The 21,792-nt window shown below is 61.9% G+C and carries 20 protein-coding genes; 10 read left to right on the top strand and 10 right to left on the bottom strand.

Features of this window, described 5'->3' with window-relative positions; translation table 11 throughout:
* Positions 1 to 173 precede the first annotated feature (173 nt).
* The 4 genes from NKH71_RS13490 to NKH71_RS13475 are packed head-to-tail and all read left to right on the top strand — an operon-like array spanning position 174 to position 4,200.
* Entirely contained in the window at positions 174 to 1,052 is an 879-nt protein-coding gene (locus tag NKH71_RS13490; protein WP_023718528.1) for an ABC transporter permease, read from the top strand.
* Complete coding sequence (locus NKH71_RS13485; protein WP_023718529.1) at positions 1,049 to 1,870, top strand: ABC transporter permease; 822 nt, start codon at positions 1,049 to 1,051, stop codon at positions 1,868 to 1,870. Before NKH71_RS13490 ends, NKH71_RS13485 begins: the two co-directional genes overlap by 4 nt.
* Before the next feature lie 22 nt (positions 1,871 to 1,892).
* Positions 1,893 to 3,035 (top strand): extracellular solute-binding protein, encoded by a 1,143-nt coding sequence (locus tag NKH71_RS13480; protein ID WP_352484610.1) that lies wholly within the window; start codon positions 1,893 to 1,895, stop codon positions 3,033 to 3,035.
* The gene (locus NKH71_RS13475; RefSeq protein WP_023718531.1) at positions 3,028 to 4,200 is read left to right on the top strand and encodes an ABC transporter ATP-binding protein; all 1,173 of its coding nucleotides are present in this window, start codon (positions 3,028 to 3,030) and stop codon (positions 4,198 to 4,200) included. The genes NKH71_RS13480 and NKH71_RS13475 overlap by 8 nt, the downstream gene beginning before the upstream one ends.
* Positions 4,201 to 4,219: 19 nt before the next feature.
* Here the strand turns inward: NKH71_RS13475 and NKH71_RS13470 are convergent, their stop codons facing one another.
* The 10 genes from NKH71_RS13470 to NKH71_RS13425 all read right to left on the bottom strand — a co-directional run bounded on the left by NKH71_RS13470 (position 4,220) and on the right by NKH71_RS13425 (position 14,914).
* Positions 4,220 to 5,197, bottom strand: a complete 978-nt coding sequence (locus tag NKH71_RS13470; RefSeq protein ID WP_352484608.1) for a branched-chain amino acid ABC transporter permease — start codon at positions 5,195 to 5,197, stop codon at positions 4,220 to 4,222.
* A 1-nt stretch (position 5,198) separates the two neighbouring features.
* Positions 5,199 to 6,086 carry a branched-chain amino acid ABC transporter permease gene (locus NKH71_RS13465; protein WP_031193840.1) on the bottom strand — a complete coding sequence of 296 codons (888 nt, stop codon included), beginning with the start codon at positions 6,084 to 6,086 and terminating at the stop codon, positions 5,199 to 5,201.
* A 7-nt stretch (positions 6,087 to 6,093) separates the two neighbouring features.
* Positions 6,094 to 6,804, bottom strand: coding sequence for an ABC transporter ATP-binding protein (locus NKH71_RS13460; protein WP_352484605.1), 711 nt, complete (start codon positions 6,802 to 6,804; stop codon positions 6,094 to 6,096).
* The gene (locus NKH71_RS13455; protein ID WP_023718535.1) at positions 6,797 to 7,570 is read right to left on the bottom strand and encodes an ABC transporter ATP-binding protein; all 774 of its coding nucleotides are present in this window, start codon (positions 7,568 to 7,570) and stop codon (positions 6,797 to 6,799) included. The genes NKH71_RS13460 and NKH71_RS13455 overlap by 8 nt, the downstream gene beginning before the upstream one ends.
* A gap of 11 nt (positions 7,571 to 7,581) precedes the next feature.
* On the bottom strand, positions 7,582 to 8,790 hold the full coding sequence (locus NKH71_RS13450; RefSeq protein WP_352484604.1) for an ABC transporter substrate-binding protein: 1,209 nt from the start codon (positions 8,788 to 8,790) through the stop codon (positions 7,582 to 7,584).
* Between the two features lie 345 nt (positions 8,791 to 9,135).
* Positions 9,136 to 10,122 (bottom strand): ABC transporter ATP-binding protein, encoded by a 987-nt coding sequence (locus tag NKH71_RS13445; protein ID WP_023718538.1) that lies wholly within the window; start codon positions 10,120 to 10,122, stop codon positions 9,136 to 9,138.
* Positions 10,119 to 11,141: an ABC transporter ATP-binding protein gene (locus NKH71_RS13440; RefSeq protein WP_352494495.1), complete on the bottom strand. Its 1,023-nt coding sequence runs from the start codon at positions 11,139 to 11,141 to the stop codon at positions 10,119 to 10,121. The genes NKH71_RS13445 and NKH71_RS13440 overlap by 4 nt, the downstream gene beginning before the upstream one ends.
* Positions 11,131 to 12,105 carry an ABC transporter permease gene (locus NKH71_RS13435; protein WP_023718540.1) on the bottom strand — a complete coding sequence of 325 codons (975 nt, stop codon included), beginning with the start codon at positions 12,103 to 12,105 and terminating at the stop codon, positions 11,131 to 11,133. Before NKH71_RS13435 ends, NKH71_RS13440 begins: the two co-directional genes overlap by 11 nt.
* Positions 12,105 to 13,133, bottom strand: a complete 1,029-nt coding sequence (locus NKH71_RS13430) for an ABC transporter permease (protein WP_023718541.1) — start codon at positions 13,131 to 13,133, stop codon at positions 12,105 to 12,107. The genes NKH71_RS13435 and NKH71_RS13430 overlap by 1 nt, the downstream gene beginning before the upstream one ends.
* Before the next feature lie 107 nt (positions 13,134 to 13,240).
* Positions 13,241 to 14,914, bottom strand: a complete 1,674-nt coding sequence (locus NKH71_RS13425; protein ID WP_352494496.1) for an ABC transporter substrate-binding protein — start codon at positions 14,912 to 14,914, stop codon at positions 13,241 to 13,243.
* A 301-nt stretch (positions 14,915 to 15,215) separates the two neighbouring features.
* Between NKH71_RS13425 and NKH71_RS13420 the strand changes: the two genes are divergently transcribed.
* The 6 genes from NKH71_RS13420 (at position 15,216) to nadE (ending at position 21,790) form a co-directional block, all read left to right on the top strand.
* The gene (locus NKH71_RS13420; protein ID WP_023718543.1) at positions 15,216 to 15,941 is read left to right on the top strand and encodes a LuxR family transcriptional regulator; all 726 of its coding nucleotides are present in this window, start codon (positions 15,216 to 15,218) and stop codon (positions 15,939 to 15,941) included.
* Between the two features lie 172 nt (positions 15,942 to 16,113).
* Positions 16,114 to 17,013 (top strand): proline iminopeptidase-family hydrolase, encoded by a 900-nt coding sequence (locus tag NKH71_RS13415; RefSeq protein WP_031193844.1) that lies wholly within the window; start codon positions 16,114 to 16,116, stop codon positions 17,011 to 17,013.
* A gap of 98 nt (positions 17,014 to 17,111) precedes the next feature.
* A complete protein-coding gene (locus NKH71_RS13410) occupies positions 17,112 to 17,543 on the top strand; it encodes a hypothetical protein (protein WP_352790760.1) in 432 nt (143 codons plus the stop codon).
* Between the two features lie 12 nt (positions 17,544 to 17,555).
* Entirely contained in the window at positions 17,556 to 17,804 is a 249-nt protein-coding gene (locus tag NKH71_RS13405) for a hypothetical protein (RefSeq protein WP_023718545.1), read from the top strand.
* A gap of 267 nt (positions 17,805 to 18,071) precedes the next feature.
* Entirely contained in the window at positions 18,072 to 20,810 is a 2,739-nt protein-coding gene (locus tag NKH71_RS13400; RefSeq protein WP_352790759.1) for an AMP-binding protein, read from the top strand.
* Positions 20,807 to 21,790, top strand: a complete 984-nt coding sequence (gene nadE, locus NKH71_RS13395; RefSeq protein ID WP_031193946.1) for an NAD(+) synthase — start codon at positions 20,807 to 20,809, stop codon at positions 21,788 to 21,790. The genes NKH71_RS13400 and nadE overlap by 4 nt, the downstream gene beginning before the upstream one ends.
* The last annotated feature ends 2 nt before the right edge of the window (positions 21,791 to 21,792 follow it).

Here is a 21,792-nt window from a genome sequence, read left to right as displayed (position 1 = left end):
CAGGCGAACCCGAGCAATTTGTTAAATCCAGCAGGGCGACGGTCGCGCGGTGGCCCTGCACAGAATTTGTGCAGGAGCCATATGCAGAGTGGACACCTGAACGCCGATCGCCCAATCTAGTCCGGAGCCGAGCCCGGTGATGGCGGCTTGGACATGAAGTGGTTGGACGGGTCGTGACCAAAGGGTGGAAATTATATGATCAGCGACTGGCCTGGGTCCTCGTCGCGCCCGTGCTTTTGCTGCTTACCCTGCTTCTGCTGCTGCCGATCGCGATGATGACTGTCTACACGTTTTTCACCTTCGTTACCGCTGGGGTGGAGTCGGCGGTGCTGACCTTCGACAACTGGAAGGAATTCCTCACCGACAGCTACTATCACGGCTTTCTTTGGAAGACCGTTCGCGTCGGCGCCATCACCGCTGTGATCTGCGCGATCCTTGGCTATTTCCCCGCCTATTTCATCTGGGCCACGACTTTCAAGCACAAATGGCTGCTGCTGTTGCTGCTCATCGTGCCGTTCTGGATCAGCTTCACCATCCGGACATTCTCGTGGATCCACATTCTCGGCGAACAGGGGCTGATCAACGTCGTGCTTATCCGGCTGGGGGTCATCAACGAGCCGTTGCCGATGCTCTACACCGAGGGCGCCGTCATCATGGGGCTGCTGCATTTTCTGCTGCCCTACATGATCCTGAACGTCTATGTCAGCCTGGAGGGCATCGACCGCACCTTGATCGCCGCCGCCCGCTCGATGGGCTGCACCAGCGCACAGGCGTTCCGCGAAGTGACCCTGCCGCTGTCGATTCCGGGGCTGGGCGCCGGACTGTTGCTCTGCTTCGTGCTGGCGGCCGGCTCCTATGTGACGCCGCAATTGCTCGGGGGAAGCCGCGACGCGCTGTTCGGCAACCTGATCTACGACACCATCATGGGGCAGCTCAACTGGCCGATGGGCGCCACGCTTTCCATCGTCCTGTTCGTTCTGCTCGGTGCGGCCGCGGCCGCCTACAGCCGCTATATGGGCCTGTCGCAGATCATGAAGGGTCTCAGTGCATGAGAGCGGAGCATCCCGATCGCGAAGGCAGATGGGCGTGGCGGCTAACCGGCGCGATCACGGTGTGCGTCTATGTCTTCATGTTCGCGCCGATCCTCGCCACGGTCGTGCTTTCCTTCAACGCCTCGATGTTTGGCGGCTTTCCCCTCACCGGCTTCAGCCTGCGCTGGTACGAGAAGCTGCTCACCAACGGGCCGGTCCTCGATGCCTTCCGGACATCGATGTGGATTGCCCTGGTGACGGCAACGGTGACGACGCTGCTCGGCATCATGGCGGCATTGGCGCTGGTGCGCTTCGAGTTCCGTGGCAAGCAGGCGATCAACACGCTTGTCATTCTTCCCGCGCTGGTCCCCGAGACGATACTGGGCGTCGGCCTGCTGGTCATGATCAAAGCCGTCGACCAACCGCGCAGCATGACGCTTCTGGTGCTCGGCCACATTCTGCTCACGCTCCCCTACGTGGTGCTGATCGTTCAGGCGCGCATGGTCGGCATTAAACGTTCCTATGAGGAGGCGGCACTGTCGCTCGGGGCGCCGCGTGTGTCGACATTCCGCGAGATCACGCTGCCGCTGCTCATTCCCGCAGTGCTTGCCAGCGTGCTGCTCGCCTTCACCATCTCGTTCGACAACACCTCGGCCAGCCTGTTCTGGCGACCGGCGGGCGTCGAGACCATGCCGACGCAAATCCTCTCGATGCTGAAGATCTCGATCAGCCCCGAGGTGAACGCGCTGGGCACTGTCATGATCCTTTTGACGGTCGGCATTCCCTTGGCTGGTGGGCTCATCCTGCAAAGCCTCACCTGGTTCAAGGCAGGCAAGTGAAAATGAAAATGGGAGAATGAAAATGAAACTGACAACCACCAAACGACTGGAACGGCTCAACGAACGCTATGCCAATGGCGACATCAGCCGGCGATCATTCCTGACGCTGACGGCCGCCGCTGCCGCCGCCACCGGGCTTTCCATGCCCTGGATGGGACGCGCGCTGGCCGCGGTTTCGGAAGTGCGCTTCGACGGATGGGGCGGCGTGGTGCAGGAGGCGATCGATAAGTACGCGTTCCAGCCCTACACCGCCAAGTCCAAGGTCAAGGTCGTCCAGGGCACCTTTGGCGACGAGAACGAGATCATCACCAAGATCAAGACGTCGAAGCCGGGCGACTTCCAGATCGTCCATTCTTCCGGCGTCAACTACTACATCAAATACGTCAATGGCGGCTTCAACTCGGAGATCAACGAGGCGAACATTCCGAACATGGCGAATGTGCTGACCGCCATGATCGAGCCGTTCCGCAAGATCACGCCGAAGCTGTCGGCAGTGCCATATGATTACGGCACCACCGGCATCGCCTACAACAACAAGGTCATCTCGCCGGAGGAAGCCAAGGAAAAGGGCGCCAACCTGCTTACCGACAAGAAATATGCCGGCAAGGTCGGCGGCTACGCCGATATGACGACGCGCGTCTGGTATGCGGCGCTGCAGACGAAACAGGACCCCAACAACATCCAGGACATGGATGCGGTCTGGGCCAAGGTTCGCGAGACCCGCGACCTGGCCAAGAAGTTCTGGAGTTCCGGCGCGGAACTGATGGACCTCCTGTCGCGCAACGAAATCGTCGTTACCGATGCCTGGTCCGGACGCGTCGCCGCCCTGCAGCAGCAGGGCCAGCCGATCGGCTATCTCGACCCCGCCGGCTCATACGCATGGATGGAGGACATGCTGGTGCTCAAGGGATCGCCGATGGCCGAATGCGAGGAACTGATCAACTTCATGCTGGATCCGGCCACGTCGATCGCTGTCGCCGAAGGCCAGAATTATCCACCCTCGCTTGATCCGACCAAGGTGAAGCTGACCGACAAGATCGCAGCGCTTCCGGCCTTCGACCCGACCGGATCGATGAAGTCGCTGACCTTCGCCGATCCGCTCTACTGGGCGAAGAACGAAGACGCCTGGACCAAGCAATGGGACAGGGTGTCGAAAGGTGCATGACGATAACAGCCACGATCAGCCCCGGCCGGCATCGGCCGGGGCTGATCGCGACCCGCTCGCTCGGGGCGAAAGCCAGCCGACAGGAAAGCCTGCGGTCGAGTTTCGCGACATCGATATTTTCTACGGCAAGTTCGCCGCCGTGCGCGATTTTTCACTGGCGATCCGCAAGGGCAGTTTCGTCACCTTGCTGGGGCCGTCCGGATGCGGCAAGACCACGATCCTGCGATCGATCGCCGGCCTGGTGGATATCACCAGCGGGCAGATCTCGATCGGCGGAAAGCGCGTCGACGACATCCCGATCTACAAGCGCAACATCGGCCTGGTGTTCCAGAACTACGCGCTCTTTCCACACAAGAACGTCTTCGACAACGTCGCATTCGGGCTGAAATACCGGAACGTGCCGAAACCGGAAATCGTGCGCCGGGTCAAGAAGGCGCTGGATATGGTGCGGCTGCCCGGCAGTGAGACAAAGCTGCCGTCACAGCTCTCGGGCGGCCAGCAGCAACGCATCGCACTGGCCCGCGCCATCGTCTTCGAACCGGAAGTGCTGCTGCTAGACGAGCCCTTGTCGGCGCTCGACGCCAATATGCGCGAGGACATGCGCGTCGAGATCAAGAAAATCCAGCGAGAGACGGGCATCACCGCCATCTTTGTGACGCACGACCAGGAAGAAGCCTTGTCGATGTCCGACCGCATCGTCGTGATGAACGCCGGCCTGATCGAGCAGATCGGTTCCCCCGCGCAGGTCTACGACCAGCCGGCCACCGCATTTGTCGCCAATTTCTTGGGCAAGGCCAACATGCTGCCCGGCAGCGTGACGGCGATGGACGGCAACATGGCAACGATCGCGCTGGCCAGCGGCCATGTCGTAAAGGCGGCCGCACCGAAGGCGCTCACGGCCGGCAGCGCGATCACCGTCGTCGTTCGCCCGCAGAAGCTTACCGTCGGCACCGCCGGTGCTGCCAACAGGCTGTCGGGACGAATAGTCTCGACCTCCTATCTCGGCGGCAATGCGGTCTACGAGATCGACATCGGCGCTGGCACGCCGTTGCGCGCCAACACGCTGATCGACGGCCAGCCGCTGCGTGAAGGCGAAACGGTCGATGTCTGCTTCGACCCGCTGGGTTGCGTGCTTCTCGACGCGCAAGGCGTACGTATCGCGTAGCGACGAGGCGCTGAGCCGTTCAGTCTTTCGCGTCACCCCTTGGCCCGAGAAACCGCGCATAGACCTCACCGACAATACCGCGCCGGAAAACCAGCACGCAGACCATGAAGGTCAGGCCGGTGGCGATGGTCACCGGAAAATTCGAGGTAGCGAGCGTGTTTTCCAGGCCGACGACCAGACTGGCGCCGATGATCGGCCCGACCATGGTGCCGATGCCGCCGAGGAGCGTCATCAGGATCACCTCGCCCGACATCTGCCAGGTGACGTCGGTGAGCGTGGCAAACTGAAAAACGATCGCCTTGAGCGCGCCCGCCAGCCCGGCCAATGTTGCCGACATGACGAAAGCCGCCAGCTTGTAGTTGGCGACGGAATAGCCAAGCGAAATTGCCCGGCTCTCGTTTTCGCGGATGGAACGCAGGATCATGCCGAAAGGCGAGTTGATGATGCGCCAGATGGCGAACACGCCGATCAGGAAGACCGCCAGAACGAAATAGTAGATGTTCATCGAGACGTTCAGGTCGAGCATTCCAAACAGCCTGCCGCGCGGCACGCCCTGGATGCCGTCCTCACCTCCGGTGAACGGCGCCTGCACGCAGAAGAAGAAGAACATCTGCGACAGCGCCAGCGTGATCATGGCGAAATAGATGCCTTGCCGGCGGATGGCAAAGAAGCCCATCACAAGGCCAAGCAGCGCGGCACCCAGGACGCCGAGCAGGATGCCCGCTTCCGGCGGCCAGCCCCAGACCTTGACCGCATATGCGCTGAAGTAGGCTGCCCCGCCGAAGAACGTCGCATGGCCGAAGGACAACAACCCGGTGTAGCCGAGCAGAAGGTTGAACGCGCAGGCAAACAGCGCAAAGCACAGCATTTTCATCAGGAAGATCGGATAGACGAAGAAAGGCGCCACCAGCAGCGCTAGGATGCCGAGCCCCACCAGCGTCCATTCAAGCCATACCGAACTTTTGGCGCGCGTCCCGCGAAGTGAGAGTTCGGCCATCTCAGACGTCCCTTCCGAAAAGACCGGCGGGCCGGACCAGAAGCACGATCGCCATGATGACGAAGACCACCAGATTGGAGGCTTCGGGATAGAAAACCTTGGTCAGGCCTTCGGCGAGCCCAAGCATGTAACCGGTAACGATCGCCCCGAGGATCGATCCCATGCCGCCGACCACGACAACGGCGAACACGACGATGATGAGGTCAGATCCCATCAGCGGGCTTACCTGATAGATCGGCGCGGCGAGAACGCCGGCGAGACCGGCAAGAGCGCAGCCGAGGCCGTAGGTAAGGGTCAGCAGCAACGGCACGTTGACGCCGAAAGCCTGGACCAGGCGGGGGTTCTCCGTTGCCGCGCGCAGATAGGAGCCCAGCTTGGTCTTCTCGATCAGCACCCAGGTGCCGAAACAGACGATCATCGAGGCGACCACCACCCAGCCGCGGTAATTTGGCAGGAACATGAAGCCGAGATTGGTGCCGCCGGACAGCAGCGGCGGCACGGAATAAGGACTTCCCGATACCCCATAGTAGTACCGGAACACGCCTTCGAGCACGAGCGCGAGGCCAAAGGTGAAAAGTAGACCGTAAAGCGGGTCGATATCGTAAAGCCGCGACAGCGCCAGGCGCTCGACCACGACACCGAAGCCGCCGACGATCAGCGGCGACAGGATCAGAGCCGGCCAATAGCCGATGCCGAACCGGGTGAGCAGCAGATAGCCGATGAAGGCGCCGAGCATATAGAGCGCGCCGTGAGCGAAATTGATGACGCGCAACAGGCCGAATATGACAGCCAGGCCGAGGCTCAACATGGCGTAGAAAGAGCCGTTGATGAGGCCGACCAGCAATTGGCCGAGGAATGCCTGAACGGGTATTCCGAAGATCATCGTCATGGCGCCATCATACACCCAGCACTTCATGCAGCAGCGTCATGCGATCAGGCAGTTCGCCGACCGGAAAGCCCGACACTACCTTGCCGTGCTCCATCAGATAGAAACGATCGGTGACACGGCTGGCAAAGCGGAAATTCTGCTCGACCAGCAGGATTGTCATGCCGCGCTTTTTCATCGTCGCCAGCAGATCGCCGATGCGCTGCACGATAACGGGAGCCAGTCCCTCGGTCGGTTCATCGAGAAGCAGCATTTTCACGCCGGTCCGCAGCATGCGCGCGATCGCCAGCATCTGCTGTTCGCCGCCCGACAGCCTGGTGCCGGGGCTGTTGCGGCGCTCCTTCAGATTGGGGAAGAGATCGAATATTTCCTCCACGCTCATGCCGCCCTCGGCTACGATCGGCGGCAGGACCAGATTCTCGTCCACGGTCAGCGTCGCGAAGATGCCGCGTTCCTCCGGCACCAGGCCAATGCCTTGATGCGCCGTCCGGTGCAGTGGCAGGGGCATCAGATCCTTGCCGTCGAAAGCGATCTGGCCGGTCCGCTGGCGGATCAGCCCGATGATGGCGCGCAATGTCGTGGTCTTGCCGACGCCGTTGCGGCCCAGCAATGTCACCGTTTCACCTGGAAAGACCTCCAGATCGACGCCGTGAAGCGCGTGGCTTTCGCCATACCAGGCGTTGAGGCCGCGGACTGCAAGAAGAGGCGCGGCGTCACTCATCGGCGGTGCCCATATAGGCGATCCTCACCCGTTCGTCGCGACTGACCGTGGCATAGTCGCCGGCGGCAAGGATTTCGCCGCGCTGCATGACGGTTATCCAGTCGCAAAGATCGGCTACAACAGTCAGATTGTGCTCGACCATCAGCACGGCGCGATCCCTGGCGACCGAGCGGATGATGTCTGAAACCGTGCGCACATCCTCTTGCCCCATGCCGGCCATCGGTTCGTCGAGCAGCAGCACTTTCGGATCGAGGGCCAGCGTCGTGGCGATCTCGAGCACGCGTTTCCTGCCATAGGAGAGATCGGCGGCGGGCCTGTTCTTGGCATCGTCGAGGCCGACAGACCGCAAAAGCTCCTCGGCGCGCGGCGTCAATCGATCGAGCGCTGCCAGCGAGCGCCAGAACTGAACGCTGAGCCCGCCCGGCCGCTGCAATGCAACGCGCACATTGTCGAGCACGCTGAGATGCGGAAACACCGCCGATATCTGGAACGAGCGCACCAGGCCCATCCGCGCGACCTTGGCCGGCGACGTGCGGGTGATGTCGTGGCCGAGCAGTTCGATCCTGCCGCTCGTCGGCGGCAGGAACTTGGTAAGCAGGTTGAAGACGGTGGTCTTGCCGGCGCCGTTGGGCCCGATCAGCGCGTGGATGTTGCCATGGTAGAGGTCGAGATCGACATTCCTGACCGCGACGAAACCGGCGAAGTCGCGCCGCAGGCCCCGGGCGGAAAGCACCACCCGCGGCCCATTCGGTTCGGGCGGCGCCATCGGCCCGCCAATCACTCGCTGGCCGTAGGACAGCCGCTTTCCTTGGGGCTCAGGAACGCCTCGTTACCGGGGATCGTGGCAAGGGGTTTGTAATAGTCCCATTCCTTGGTGCTCTCGCTCGGCGACTTGACCTGATAAAGATACATATCGTGGACCATGTTGCCGTCGGACTGCACTTTGCCGTTCGCCGTAAAGACGTCGTTCACCGGCATCGAATGCAATTCCTTGGCGACGGCTTCAGTCGCGTCGGTGCCGGCCTTGTCGATCGCCTTCAGATACTGCGTCACTGCCGAGTAGGTGGCGACCTGGATCATGTTCGGCATGCGGTTGGTGCGCTTGAAAAACTGCTGGGCGAACTCGCGGCTCTTGTCATCGCGATCCCAGTAGAAGCCTTCGGTCAGCACCACGCCTTGCGCTGCCTCGAGGCCGAGCCCATGCACCTCGGCCAGCGTGAACAGAAGCGCTGCAAGCCGCTGACCGCCCTGCACGATACCGAACTCGGCCGCCTGCTTGATCGAGTTGGAGGTGTCGAGGCCGGCGTTCGCCAGCCCGACGACCTTGGCGCCCGACGATTGCGCCTGCAGCAGGAAGGATGAATAATCGGTCGAGCCGAGCGGATAGCGCACCTCGCCAACCACCTTGCCGCCATGGCTCTCGACGAACTTGGCGGTCTGCTCCTTGAGCGAATAGCCGAATGCATAATCGACGGTGACGAAGAACCAGCTGTCGCCGCCTTGCTGGACAAGAGCGCCACCGGTTCCTACCGCCTGCGAATGCGTGTCATAGGCCCAGTGGAAGCCATAGGGCGAGCATTGTTTGCCGGTCAGCTCGGTGGTTGCGGCGCCGGTGACGATGTCGATTTTCTTCTTTTCCTTGGAAATCCCCTGGACGGCCAGCGCCACCGAGGAGGTGGTCAGTTCCATGATGGAATCGACCTGTTCGGTATCATACCACTGCCGCGCAATGTTGGAGGCGATGTCCGGCTTGTTCTGGTGGTCGGCGCTGACGATCTCGATCGGCGCGCCTTGTGCCTTGCCGCCGAAATCCTCGACCGCCATCTTGGCGGCCTCGACCGACCACTTGCCGCCGAAATCGGCATAGACGCCCGACTGGTCGTTGAGAATGCCGATCTTGACCTTGCCGTCAGAAATCTCGGCGGCTGCGGCAGGCATCGCAGTCGCTGCAAGAAGCGCGGCCGAGGCCAGGTACGATATCTTCATTGGTGACTTCCTCCCTTATGGTCGACAACCGAGCAACATGTCGGCGGCTGCCTGCTGCGGCACGAAGAGTGGCCTCCCATATTCCGTCCTCTCCGGCGGAAAATCGCAGCGCTGTACGGCCGCCTATGCCCGTCCCTCAAATCGTAGCATCGCGCGGCAACGCGAGAACAGTTACTTTAGTATTAGGCTCGCGGTGCCCATGCCGCGGACGTCGAAGCGCAACATAGGGCCGGATCGTGCAGGGTCCAGATGGCGTCTGATCTCTCTGAAGCCGACGTGCCGTGATGAAATCCCGGCCCGAGCGGTCGTGATCAGATGATGCAGCTGAACGAGAAACGTGTGTTCTCAACCGCCGGCTGGATGATGGCATGCAACCAGGCGGCCATCGCCGATGCTTTGAAGAAGCGGACGCTCGCTGCGGCAGAGGGAGGTGGCGGCTGGGCAGCGGGTGTGGAACCGGCATCCCGAAGGTGGGTTCATCGGGCCGGGCAGGTCGCCCTTGAGTACCAACCGCCCGCGCCGCGCCCGGTCGATGCTGGGTATCGGAACGGCGGAACGCAGCGCCGCGGTGTAATGGTGTCTGGGCGCCGCAAAGACCTCGTCGGTCGGCCCACTCTCCACGATCGATCCCAGATACATTACCGCCACACGGCTCGAGATCTGACGCACCACGGAAAGGTCGTGAGCGATGAACACATAGGTCAGGTTGAACTCCTCGCGCAGATCGGCGAGCAGATTGACGATCTGCGCCTGGATCGACACGTCGAGCGCCGAGACCGGCTCATCGGCCACGATAAGCCGTGGCCGCAGCGCCAGCGCACGGGCGATGCCGATACGCTGGCGCTGGCCGCCGGAGAATTCGTGCGGATAGCGCGATGCGTGCTGGGGCGACAAGTCGACCCGGCGCAGAAGGTCGGCCACGCGATCCGCCATTTCCGATGCCGAGAGGCGTTCATGGATACGGAATGGATCGGCCAGCAGATCGCCGACCCGCCGGCGCGGATTGAGCGAAGCGCTGGGATCCTGAAAGACCATCTGCATCTGCCGCCGCAACGGACGAAGCTGGCGCTGGGAGGCATCGCTGATGTCGCGGCCCTCGAATTCCAGCGACCCCGAGCTGATTTCGGTCAGACGCACCAGACACCGGCCAAGCGTGGATTTGCCGCAACCGGACTCACCGACGATGCCGAGCGTTTCCCCGGGCCAGATGTCGAGAGACACCTTATCGACCGCATGTACGGTCCGGCGCTGTGCCGGGAAGATCGAGCGGCCGACGCTATAACGTTTCGACAGATCGCCGGCGCGAAGCAGCGGGCGCGGCACGGCATTCATCGTTGCATCTCCACGCCGCCAGCCTTCTGGACAGCGAATTGTCTGCGCGTGGACTCCGGCAACACGCAGGCGGCGCGATGGCTCTCGCCTTGCATGATCGGCAGCTGGACCAGACAGGCGTCGTGGCGAAAGGCACACCGGGGGCCGAAGGCGCAGCCTTTCGGCAGGTTGGAGAGCGAGGGCGGAATCCCCGGGATAGCGGCAAGCCGGGCCGGACGTGGTCCCTCCATCGGCGGGATCGAGCCGAACAAGCCCCATGTGTAGGGATGCAGCGGCGCCCGGAACACGCTGCTCTTGCCGCCCTCCTCGACAAAGCGTCCGCCATACATCACCAGCACCCGGTCCGCGACTTCGGCAACGACGCCAAGATCATGCGTGACCAGGATCACCGCCGAGCCGAACTGGTCGCGCAATCGTCCGATCAGCTCGAGGATCTGCGCCTGCACGGTAACATCGAGGGCTGTGGTCGGTTCATCCGCGACGAGCAGCGCCGGGTTGCAGGAGAGTGCCATGGCAATCACCGCGCGCTGGCGCATGCCGCCGGAAAGCTGGTGCGGGTAGCTGTCGACGACCCGATCCGGATTTGCGATGCCGACCGCATCCAGCAATTGCACGGCCCGCGCCCGCGCGGCTTTCGCCGACACTTTTTCATGCGCGCGCACCTGCTCGCCGATCTGGTTGCCGATCGTATGCACAGGAGTGAGCGCCGACATCGGATCCTGGAAGATCATCGCGATCTGGCGGCCGCGAATGGCATCGAGCGCACGCCGGCTGAGCCCGATCAGCTCCTGTCCCATGAAACGGATGGAACCGGAGACGATAGCGTTGGGGCTGTCGATCAGCCCCATGATGGCGAGCAAGGTCTGGCTTTTGCCCGAACCGGATTCGCCGACCACCCCGATGATCTCGCGCTGCTCGACGGCAAACGAGACGCCTCCCACCGCCCGCACCAGGCCCTCGTCGCTGCGGAAGGAGACGGTGAGGTCCTTGACCACCAGAAGAGGAGCATCAGCCGACATTGCGTGCCCTCGGGTCGATGATGACGAAGACGACGTCGACGATGAAGTTTGCCATCACCACGAAGAAGGCGGCGTAGATCACCGTGGCCAGGATCATCGGCAGATCGAGGGTCTGCAGTGCCTCATAGGTCAGTTTCCCGACACCCTGCAATCCGAAGACCACTTCGGTCAACAGTGCGCCGCCGCCGACCAGGGCACCAAAATCGAGGCCGAACATGGTAACGAACGCGACCAGCGAGGTCCTGAGGCCATGATGCAGCAACACCCGGCGCTCGCCGATCCCCTTGGCCCGGGCGGTGCGGATGAAATCCTCCTGCATCATCTCGATCAGGCTTGCGCGCAGCACCCGTCCATAGAGGCCGACATAGAGGGTTGCCAGCGTGAACCACGGAATGACGAGCGCCTTGAACCAGCCCCAGGGATTCTCGGTCAGGGGGATGTAGCCGAGCGGAGGAACCCAGGAAAACAGCCAGCTGTCGTGCCAGCGGCTTTGTGTCAGCAGGTTGGCGACCTCGCCCAGCCAGAAGACCGGGATCGACACGCCGACCAGGCTCAGGATCATCAGCGCGCGATCAACGAATGTACCGCGCGTTGCGCCTGCGATCACCCCGACAATCAGTCCACCCAGCACCCACAGCACTGCCGCGCCGCCGACCAGCGACAGCGTCACCGGAATGGCGCTTATCACGGTCGGGATGACGCGCTGCCCGCGATTGACGAAGGAGGTGAGATCACGGCTGACAAAAAGCCGGTTCATCATCAGCCCATATTGCACAGGCAATGGCCGGTCGAGACCGAAATCGTGGCGCACCTGGATCAACGTCTCTTGCGAAGCATTGCGGCCGGCAATGCGCGCCGACGGATCGGCGCCCGGCGTCGCAAAGAAAATCAGGAAAGCAACGACACTTATGCCGAACATGACCAGCACCATCTGGCCAAGCCGGAAGCCGAGCGCGGCAACCACTAGACGCCCCTCGGCGAGGATTTCGGATCGAGCGCGTCGCGTACGCTGTCGCCCAGAATGTTGAGGGCCAGGACCGTGATGACGATGGCCAGCCCCGGCGCCAGTGCAACGACCGGCCGCGAATAGAGCAGGCCCTGGCCGTCCTGGATGATGGTGCCCCAGCTGGCATCCGGCGGCTGCACGCCGATCGACAGGAACGACAGCGAGGATTCCGTCATCATGTTGAGCGCCAGGATCAACGGCACGAAAACGATGATCCGGGTCACCACATTGGGCATGATGTCGCGCAAAAGGATGCGCCAGGGCGACGCGCCCAGGCCGATCGCAGCGGTCACGAATTCGGCATGCATCAAGGTCAGGACATGGCCACGGATCGGCCGCGCCACATAGGGCACATAGACGATGCCGATGATGAAGACCGGTAGCCACAGGCTGCCGGAGCGGATTTCGAATGGACCGATCTGGATACTCTGCGCAATCAGCACGATCGACAGCGAGATCGCCAGCAGGAAAATCGGGAAGGCCCAGAGCACGTCGAGAATGCGCGACAGGCCGATGTCGACGATGCCACCGAAGAACCCGGAGACGACCCCCAGAAACGTCGCGAGGACGAGACACAGCGCGGCTGCAGCACCCGAGATCAACAGCGAATCCCGTCCGCCGTAAAGCAGCCGCGCCGCGACGTCGCGGCCCTGGTTGTCGGCTCCGAGCAGGTAGGGACCGATGCGCCACGTCGGCCCGATCGGCGTCATGCCGAGGCCAAGGCCTTCTGTGGAGGGCTGCAGCACCGGCTGGGTCACCCCATCGACGACGACCTCGCCATTGAGATTGGTCACAAATGGATCGGTGCCGGAGACGTACCGCGCATAAAGCGGCGCCGCGAGCGAGGCGATCACGACGACGACGAGCACGGCGAATGCCGATATTGCCGAACGATCGCCTTTCAGCTTGCGCCATGCCGTGCGCCACGGGCCATCGGTGGCCCGGCGAACCGAGATGGCGGGCTGATCCGCAATGACATTGACCATGAACAGGATTGCCTAGGAAAAATCTCGGCCTGAAAGATGCGCTGATCCGCCGGAAAAGGAAATGCGACGGAGAGCCGGCGGCGCTCCGTCGCATTGGCTCCGGGAGGTTATTCCACCCAAGACTGGCTGACGATCCAGTAGAATTGTGGGCTGAAGGTGAAGTTCTTCAGCCTGGACGAGATGACATCGACCCGCTTCGGCGTGAACAGGACGGCGACCGGCGCCTTGTCCGTCACCGCCTTGTCAATGGCGGTCCAGAGTGTCGCGCCCTTGGCCGGATCGGCGATGGTGGCTGCCTCTGCCTCGTCCATCGATGCGTCGATCGACTTGTCGCAGAACCCCGAAATATTGACCGAGGCGTCGGAACCTGGCGTAAACGAGGCACAGCTGAACAAGACCTGCAGGAAATTCGATGGCGCCGGGTAATCCTGGAACCATTGCGAGATCGAAATCTGCACCTTGTTGTTGGTGTTCTGGATGTAGGTGAACTGGATGTTCTGCGAAATCGGCTTGACCGACGTCTTGTAGCCAAGCTGGTTGAGCACGTCCTGCAGATAGACGCCGATCGCCTTGGAGACAGTGGTGTCCTCGGTGATGATCGTCACCTCCTGACCTGCGGTTCCCGATTCAGCAACCAATTGCTTGGCCTTATCCATATCCGGCGCGGACCACTTCTCACCCGGATTGGCGGTGAACGGGCAATAGGCTGCGAATGACGGGAAGCCCGGCGGCAGGATCTGACAGGCCGGCTGCGCCAGATTGCTGCCGCCGAAAAGCTTGACGATCGCGGCGCGGTCGATGGCGAAGTTCACCGCCTGGCGAACGCGGATGTCGTTGAACGGCGCCAGATTGGTGTTCATCGGCGCGTACCACATCGCCGTCAGCGGGTGAACCGTGACCTGCTTGGCATATTTGGTGCCGAGTTCGGCGAGACGGTCGGACGGCGGCGGATCGAACATCCAGTCCGCCTGGCCATTCTCGACCGCCGTCACCGCCGCCTCGTCGGTAAGGCCGAATTCATAGTCGATCTCGTCCGGATATCCGGCCGGCTGCGCTTCCTTGCTCCATTCCTTGAAGTGAGGGTTGCGCACAATCTTCATCAGCTTGTTGGGGTCGTAACTGGCGATCATATAGGGTCCGGTGCCCGGAATCGGATCGGTGCCGGCGTCCTTGAGCGGCGCGCTCGCCGGCAGGATCGACGCGTGTGGAACGGCAAGCTTCTGCAGGAACTCGGCATCCGGCTGGACCAAGTTGAAGGTAATGGTTCCGGCCGCATCGTCGACAGACAGGCCACCTTCGAGGGAGCATGTCGCGGGCGCCTTCAAGCATGCATCCGCGCCGATGATGCCTTTGTAGAAGGTCCCGGCCGTCGGCCCGCTGATCTTGAAGATGCGCTGGAACGAAGCGACCACGTCTTTGGTCGTGACGTCCGAGCCATCGGCGAACTTGATGCCCTTGCGCAGCTTGAAGACATAGGTCTTGCCGCCGTTCTCGACCTGCGGGAGGCTTTCCGCCAGGTCCGCGACGACCTCGAAGCCGGTCTTGTCTCTGGCCTTCCTGTAGGTCACCAGGCCATCGTAGAGGACATAATTGATCTGGAAATACTGCAGCGTGTAATTGATGTGCGGATCGGCGGTGCCTGCCGCGGCATTGGCCAGCAATCGGAGCGTGCCGCCTGGCTTGCCCTCGGCGGCCAAGGCACCGCTTGCCGGCGACATCATCGTCACGCCGAGCAGAGCCAGCCCGGGTATCAACGCTGCAAATGCTTTTTGGGGTCGCATATTTGTTCCCTCATGGAGGCGTGTCGGCTTTTGCCGCGCTGAATCCGGTCGATCGACCGCCGCGCGGCTGAAAACAGTCCTGGGTTTGCGAACGGCGTTCGCTACTTCGCCCAATCGCAAAAGACTACGGCGAGCGAAGCCGGACGGGATAGCTATTAAGATAGATAGGGTCGGACAGGCTTATTCCCGCCTATTTGTTGAGCAGTCGCCCGACATGGCTATTTGACAAGCAATCATCAGCGGGTAAGCTTGCCGGATGCAAAGCCTTCCAGGCGATCTAGAGAGCCGGTTCCGAACTGGAATGAGCATCGACGCTGCCATGGCGATGGCGACGGAGGTGCTGGAGCCCATCGGTTTCACCGCATTCATCTACGACTATACGCCGGTGCCGGTCAGCCACAAGGGCGAGCTTATCACGCCCTCGCTGATGGCTCTGCGCAACGTGCCGCGCGACATGCAGGATCTCTGGTGCAAGGGCGGATATTATCAGCTCGACCCGGTGCAGGAGGCCGCGCTCGCGGTATCGAGACCGTTTCTCTGGTCGCACAACGGTGTTCAGAGCAACGTCATGCAGCGTGTGCTTCAGTCCAAGCACGATCCTGTGGTCAGCTATCTGCTTGACACGAGGATGACCTGCGGCGTCACCGTACCCATTCGCCTTGCCGGCGGCGATCTCGCCACCTTCACCGCTATCCGTGCCGATCCGGAGGCCGGGTTCGAGGCCGAAGCCAGACCCTTCATCGCCGAGATCGGCGATCTGGGTCATCTGCTGCATGATTCCGTCTATGCCGGTTTCGATGCTGGAATCCGCACCTGCCAACATGTCCATCTGACGTCGCGCGAACGCCAGTGCCTGCGCCTGGCCGCTGCCGGACTGACGGCCAAGCAGGTCGCGCGTGAGATTGGCCGCGCGGTGCCTACCGCAACGCTGCACCTCAACGCGGCGACGCGAAAGCTTGGCGCGCGCAACCGCTTCCATGCCATCGCGCTCGCCGCCCATTACCGGCTGCTTGAACCGGAGCATTGAGGCTCTCGACCTGCGGGCGATCGGCCTTGCCTCGGGCAAACTCATAACCGGCAAACCTATAAATAGTGCTAGCTGTAAATGCGCCGGGCCGCTTAGTACCGTCGGCCGCAAAACAAGGCTTGGGAGGGTCCACACTTCGGCTCCTGCCGCGCCATGATGCGGAGCTTTGATTGTGACGGCGCATGCGATCACCGAAGGATTTAGCCAATACCAGGGCTATCGCACCTGGTACCGAGTGACCGGAAACCTCACCTCGGGCAAGCTGCCCCTGATCGTCGCTCATGGTGGACCGGGCTGCACGCACGACTATGTGGATTCATTCAAGGAGCTTGCCGAAACCGGACGAGCCGTCATCCACTACGACCAGATCGGCAATGGCAAATCGACCCATCTGCCGGATAAGGGCGGTGACTTCTGGACCGTCGATTTCTTCCTGGGCGAACTCGATGCGCTGCTCGCCCATCTCGGCATTGCCAGCCGCTACGCCCTGCTGGGCCAATCCTGGGGCGGCATACTTTCGGCCGAGCACGCGGTGCGCCGCCCGGAGGGGCTCAAGGCATTGATCCTGGCCAATTCGCTGGCCTCGATGGTGCTGTGGGTGAAAGGAGCCCGGCAATTGCGCGCCGGGCTGCCAGCCGATGTGCAAAGCGCGCTCGACCGGCACGAAGCGGCAGGAACCACCGATCATCCGGAATATGTTGCGGCGACGAAGGCTTTCTACGACCGCCATGTCTGTCGCGTCGTTCCGATGCCGCCAGAGGTCGCCCGGACATTTGCGGCAATCGAGGAAGATCCGACCGTCTATCACACCATGAATGGTCCCAATGAGTTCCACGTCATCGGCACGATGCGGAACTGGACCATCGTCGACCGCCTGCATCAGATCGAGGCGCCGACCCTGGTTTTCCGCGGCTTCTACGACGAAGCGACCGAGGCCTGCGTCCAGCCCTTTCTGGATCTTATCCCGCACGTCGAAGGTTTGGTCTTCCCGAATTCCAGCCACATGCCGCATGTCGAGGAAAAGCACGACTGCCTCGCCGCCGTCGGGCGCTTCCTGGCCAAATACGACTGACGTTCCAGCACGCCCTTCAGCCTGCGGTGGCCGAAGACGAGTGACAGTCCGCTCTCGGCGAGGTCGGCGAGCAACTCCTCGTTGCCGCCGCCGGTGCCATGACGATGCCGTCGATGCGGCGCTCCAGCACCCGGTCGATCTCGCGCGCTTCGCGTGCCGTGTTTCTCCTCGGTGCTGAACAGCAGAATATTATAGCGCTCGGCGCGCTGGTGGACTGCGTCTCCAGTCCGCGTACGAACTCGGCGAAAAAGGGATTGGTGACGTCCGAAATCGGCGCGGCGATGGTGCCGGTCTGGGCGGCGCGCAGGCTGCGCGCTCAGCCATCCGGCCGATATCTCAGCCCGCTGAGCTGTCTTGAGCTTCTTTTGGTCTCGACGCTCAGGGCGCGCGAACCGTTGCCGACAGGCGAGACCATCGCGGCCGACGCCGAGTGCGAAGGTGCCTGCAGGTATGGAACGTGTCCACCCCAAGTTTCGCCAAGCACGTTGCAACCGAATCTATTAGCCGGCGTTAAAGTGCGGGTGGTTTAGCGGGAGGCTTTCATGCAGACGTATCTCGTCGAGCGTATGGACGGCGACGATGTGATCTCGGTGCGCGTCGTCAACGCGCCGAGTCCGTTCAAGGCTGCGGCCATGGTGACCGATGGACATATTACCTTCCGAAAGTGGGAAAAAGACTGGATCCGCGTGACTGACGAAAATCGGGGACAGATCTATGCATATTGTTTTGTCGCCGGCAGCTACTCCGATACTGAACCATTGCCGGTATCGCCCGGGAGAACCACAGAATAGGCAATGTGCCTGAATAGCGGCGATTCCGTCTTCGATCCCACCTTGGCAGATGTGTAACAGGCGTTGCCAACTTGGCACGAACGCCAGTGCTCGCTGCGTCAAGCGCACCACGCGAGCCCGGCATGATTGGCTCTGCCGGCGGCTTGCGAAACAGGCGAAGTGACTAACCAAGCGTCCTTGGGCGAAGATCGGGGCATCATCAGAATGATCGATGAAAAGATTGGGGCGGGAGGCGATAAGTGATCCTAATCTTAGCGTGGGCAACTCATGTCTTCGGCATATTTGGGATCAGAAGTCGCGGATCAGGATCTAGCGGTGGATTGTCAGACAACGACCTCCAATAAATGGTCAAGTGTTCCACAATACGCACTGGATCAGGGTGGTCCGGTACTGCGCCCATTTCAAGGATTGGGCACCGATTTTACCAACGTTGCCGTATTCGATCACCTGAGAAATATGGTCCGCCAGTACCCCGACAAGCTTGCAATCAGCGACGGCGCCAATCGTCTGACTTATTCCCAGCTTCTCCGGTCAGTTGAGACGCTGTCCTACCAGATCGCTGCCGCCGTCCCAGACGGACAGGCGATAGGGATTCTTCAGGCCAACTCGGCCTGGTATCCCATCGCCATGCTGGCAAGCATGACGGCTGGGCGACTTTCGGTGCCACTCAACGCGCGAGATCCCAGCTCGCGGATCCTGGAAATCGTGGCGGGGGCGCGGCTCTCGGCCATCCTGGGCGAGGGCAATGTCCGACCCGCCGGTTTGCCTCACCAAGTCAGTTGGATCGATGTGCCCACCAGTGCGGCCTCGCAATCGGTACAAGTGCCTCAGCCTTACCCCGTCTCGGTCGATGCGCCCGCCATCGTGCTTTATACGTCAGGGAGCACAGGCCGCCCCAAAGGCATCGTTAACAGCCAGCGCAGCTTGCTGTGCCGGGTCCAGCAATATGTCGATGCATGCCACATCAACTCGGATGATGTTTTCCTGCCATTGACCGGACCCGCCACAATCGCCGGGTACCGGGAGATTCTTGCAGCCCTTCTCACCGGGGCCACTTTGCATCTGGTCGAAGTCGAAGCGGTCGGCTTGCGCGCCGTTCAGCGCCTAGTGCGATCCGAAGGCGTGACAATCACCTATCTGGTGCCGGCGCTGCTTCGCGCGCTCATGGCCGACGGACCTGCTGAAGCGTTCCATTCGCTTAGAGTCGCCCGGATCGGTGGCGAGAAGGTGCCCTGGACCGACATCGCACTGCTGCGCAAGGCCGTCTCCGATACGTGCCTCATCCAGATCGGTTACTCGTCAACCGAGACCACCGGCTCACAATGGTTCTTGCCGCGAGACTGGCCGGAGCATGGAGATTCGGTTCCAGTTGGTTGGCTGCTGCCTGGAATCACCTTCGCAATTGTCGACGAAGCGGGCCGCTGCGTTCAATCGGGCCGCAGCGGAGAGCTTCTGATCAGGAGCCCGTATGTCTTGCTTGGCCATTGGGAGGATGGGGCGGTTATGCCGGCGACATCAGACCCGGACGATCCAGGCCTTCGGATTTTCGCGACAGGTGACCTCGTCCGACTTGATAATCAAGGCTTACTGCACATCGTCGGTCGCAAGGGACGGCAGGTAAAGATCAACGGTCGACGCGTCGAGCCAGCCGAACTCGAACGGGTGCTGCGTTGCGCGCCTGCTGTTGCGGATGCCGTGGCAATCGTGACTGCGGCCAATGAGCTTGTCGCCTTTGCCGTTCCTCGGCGCTCGGCCGAAGCGAGCTTTTCGGACGAGCTTCGCCAGCTTGTGAGGACCAATCTGCCACCGCCGCTGCGTCCCTTGCGGTTACACACGATCGCCGAGATCCCGCGTCTGCCAAGCGGCAAGGTGGACATCTCGACACTTGCAGAGATGGATCTTTCAGCCAGAGGGACGGCAGCGACGGCGCGTCCGCTCGAGCCGCGAGGCAAGCTGACGGCGCAGCAGATCGTCCAGCGGGCGTGGACCAGCATCCTCAATACGCGCGTAGCGGCGGGACGCTGGGATGACGCCGGAGGAGACTCGCTGAAGCTGCTGCACTGCGTCATGGAAATCGAAAGCGCCATCGGGCAGGAACTCGGCCTTGAGGCGTTCACCGTTGGAATGAGCCTGGACGAGATGGTCAAGGCGGTCGCGTCTGCACAGGCAGGCGACCAAAGCGCGCGCGCCCAGAAGCATGATCCTCCAGTTCTTTTTCTGTTCCCGGGATCCGTCGGCTACGGCCCGAGCCTTGCTGCCTTTGCAGCAGCGATGGGCAAGATCACCCGCGTTGCCCCGATCAGGTACCCAGCCCTGACCATGATCCTGCGCGGGCAAAACAGCCTCTCCGACATGGCCGATGCCGCCGTCGAGCAGATCCGCCGCGCTCAACCCGCGGGTCATATACGACTTCTCGGTCATTCGCTCGGCGGTGCTGTCGCTTTCGAAGTTGCGGCGCGGCTGCTGGCCGCGGGGCGGACCGTAAGGTTCCTTGGCATTCTCGACACCAGTCTCGTCGGCGAGCGAAGCGCTCGCTGGGAGACGTTTACGCGCACATTCAATCGAATCCGAACCAACCGCGTATCCGCTTATCGGATGGCTTGCCGGGCCCTCGCGAAAGTCGCCGTGGCAATGCGGCGCGAGGCGCAACTGGTCCGGTTTCTCGATCGTTTCGCTCAGGGACAGTTCAACGCGACGAGTTTTAGAACCAAACTGGAACTGCAAGAGGTTTTGCGCGCGCGAGCCTTCTTCCAGTGGGTGGCCGAGCCAAAGCCGGCGCTGCCGATCACAGGCACCCTGTTCCGCTGTGCTCGACCCGGAATGCCTCTGGCCATCGGCTGGGATCGCGCTTTCGGACATCTGGACGTGATTCCGATCGTCGGCAGCCACATCGATCTGGTCGTAGAACCTCACCTCGCCACCAACCGCCCGCTTATCGAGAAAGCGGTGGCGCAAACCTATTCGCCAACCGAGTCTCGCAAACTGGAGTACAAGCTATCGACCTGATCTCAACATTCAGCAAGGACGCGCTTGTGCTCGACGCTGCTGCGGAGGTCGATCGCATCGTCCAGATCCTGCGCCAGCAGGTCCTTGGCACGCTGCGACGTCGAGGCGCGGTTGTCGGCCTCTCAGGCGGCATCGACAGCTCCGTCGTCGCGGCGTTGTGTGTTCGCGCCTTTGGGAAAGACAAGGTCCTCGGAATATTCATGCCGGAGCGCCACTCCTCCGGTGACTCGCTAAGGCTTGGCCGCACTGTCGCCGCACAGCTTGGCATCGATGCGATCCTGGAGGACATAACACCGGCCCTCGAAGCGATCGGCGCCTATTGTCGGCAGACCGAGGCAATCCAGACTGTCGTTCCCGACTATGGGGACGGCTGGAAATGCAAGCTGGTGCTGGCCTCAGTTCTCGAGAGCAATGGTCTCAACATCACGCGCCTCACGGTTCAGGACCCTGAGGGCAGGACCGACACGGTGCGTCTGCCGTCGGCAGCCTATCTGCAGATCGTCGCCGCAACCAATTACAAGCAGCGCCTGCGCAAGATGACCGAGTACTATCATGCCGACCGCCTCAACTACGCGGTAGCGGGCACGCCGAACCGCCTGGAATACGACCAGGGCTTCTTCGTCAAGCAGGGCGACGGAATCGCCGACCTGATGCCAATCGTTCACCTCTACAAGACCCAGGTCTACCAGTTGGCCGAATATCTTGGGGTGGAGGAAGAGGTCCGGCGCAGACCGCCCACCACGGACACCTTCTCGATGGCGCAGAGCCAGGAGGAGTTCTACTTCGCACTGCCTTATTATCTGATGGATTTGTGCCTCTACGGGTTAAACCACGGGATCGCTAGCGAAGACGTCGCCGAGGCCACCGGTCTCACCGTGGTGCAGGTTCAGAAAGTTTTCAAGGATATCGACAGCAAACGGCGCGCCGCACGCTATCTTCACGCGCGGCCGTTGGTGTCCTCTTCAATGGGCGAGGGCTAGGC

Origin of the sequence: Mesorhizobium sp. M0983, assembly GCF_040318975.1 — a bacterium.
In the GTDB taxonomy this organism is placed as follows: Bacteria; Pseudomonadota; Alphaproteobacteria; order Rhizobiales; family Rhizobiaceae; genus Mesorhizobium.
The sequence above is the reverse complement of the archived record's forward strand: the minus strand, read 5'-3'. Positions and strand labels throughout refer to the sequence as shown.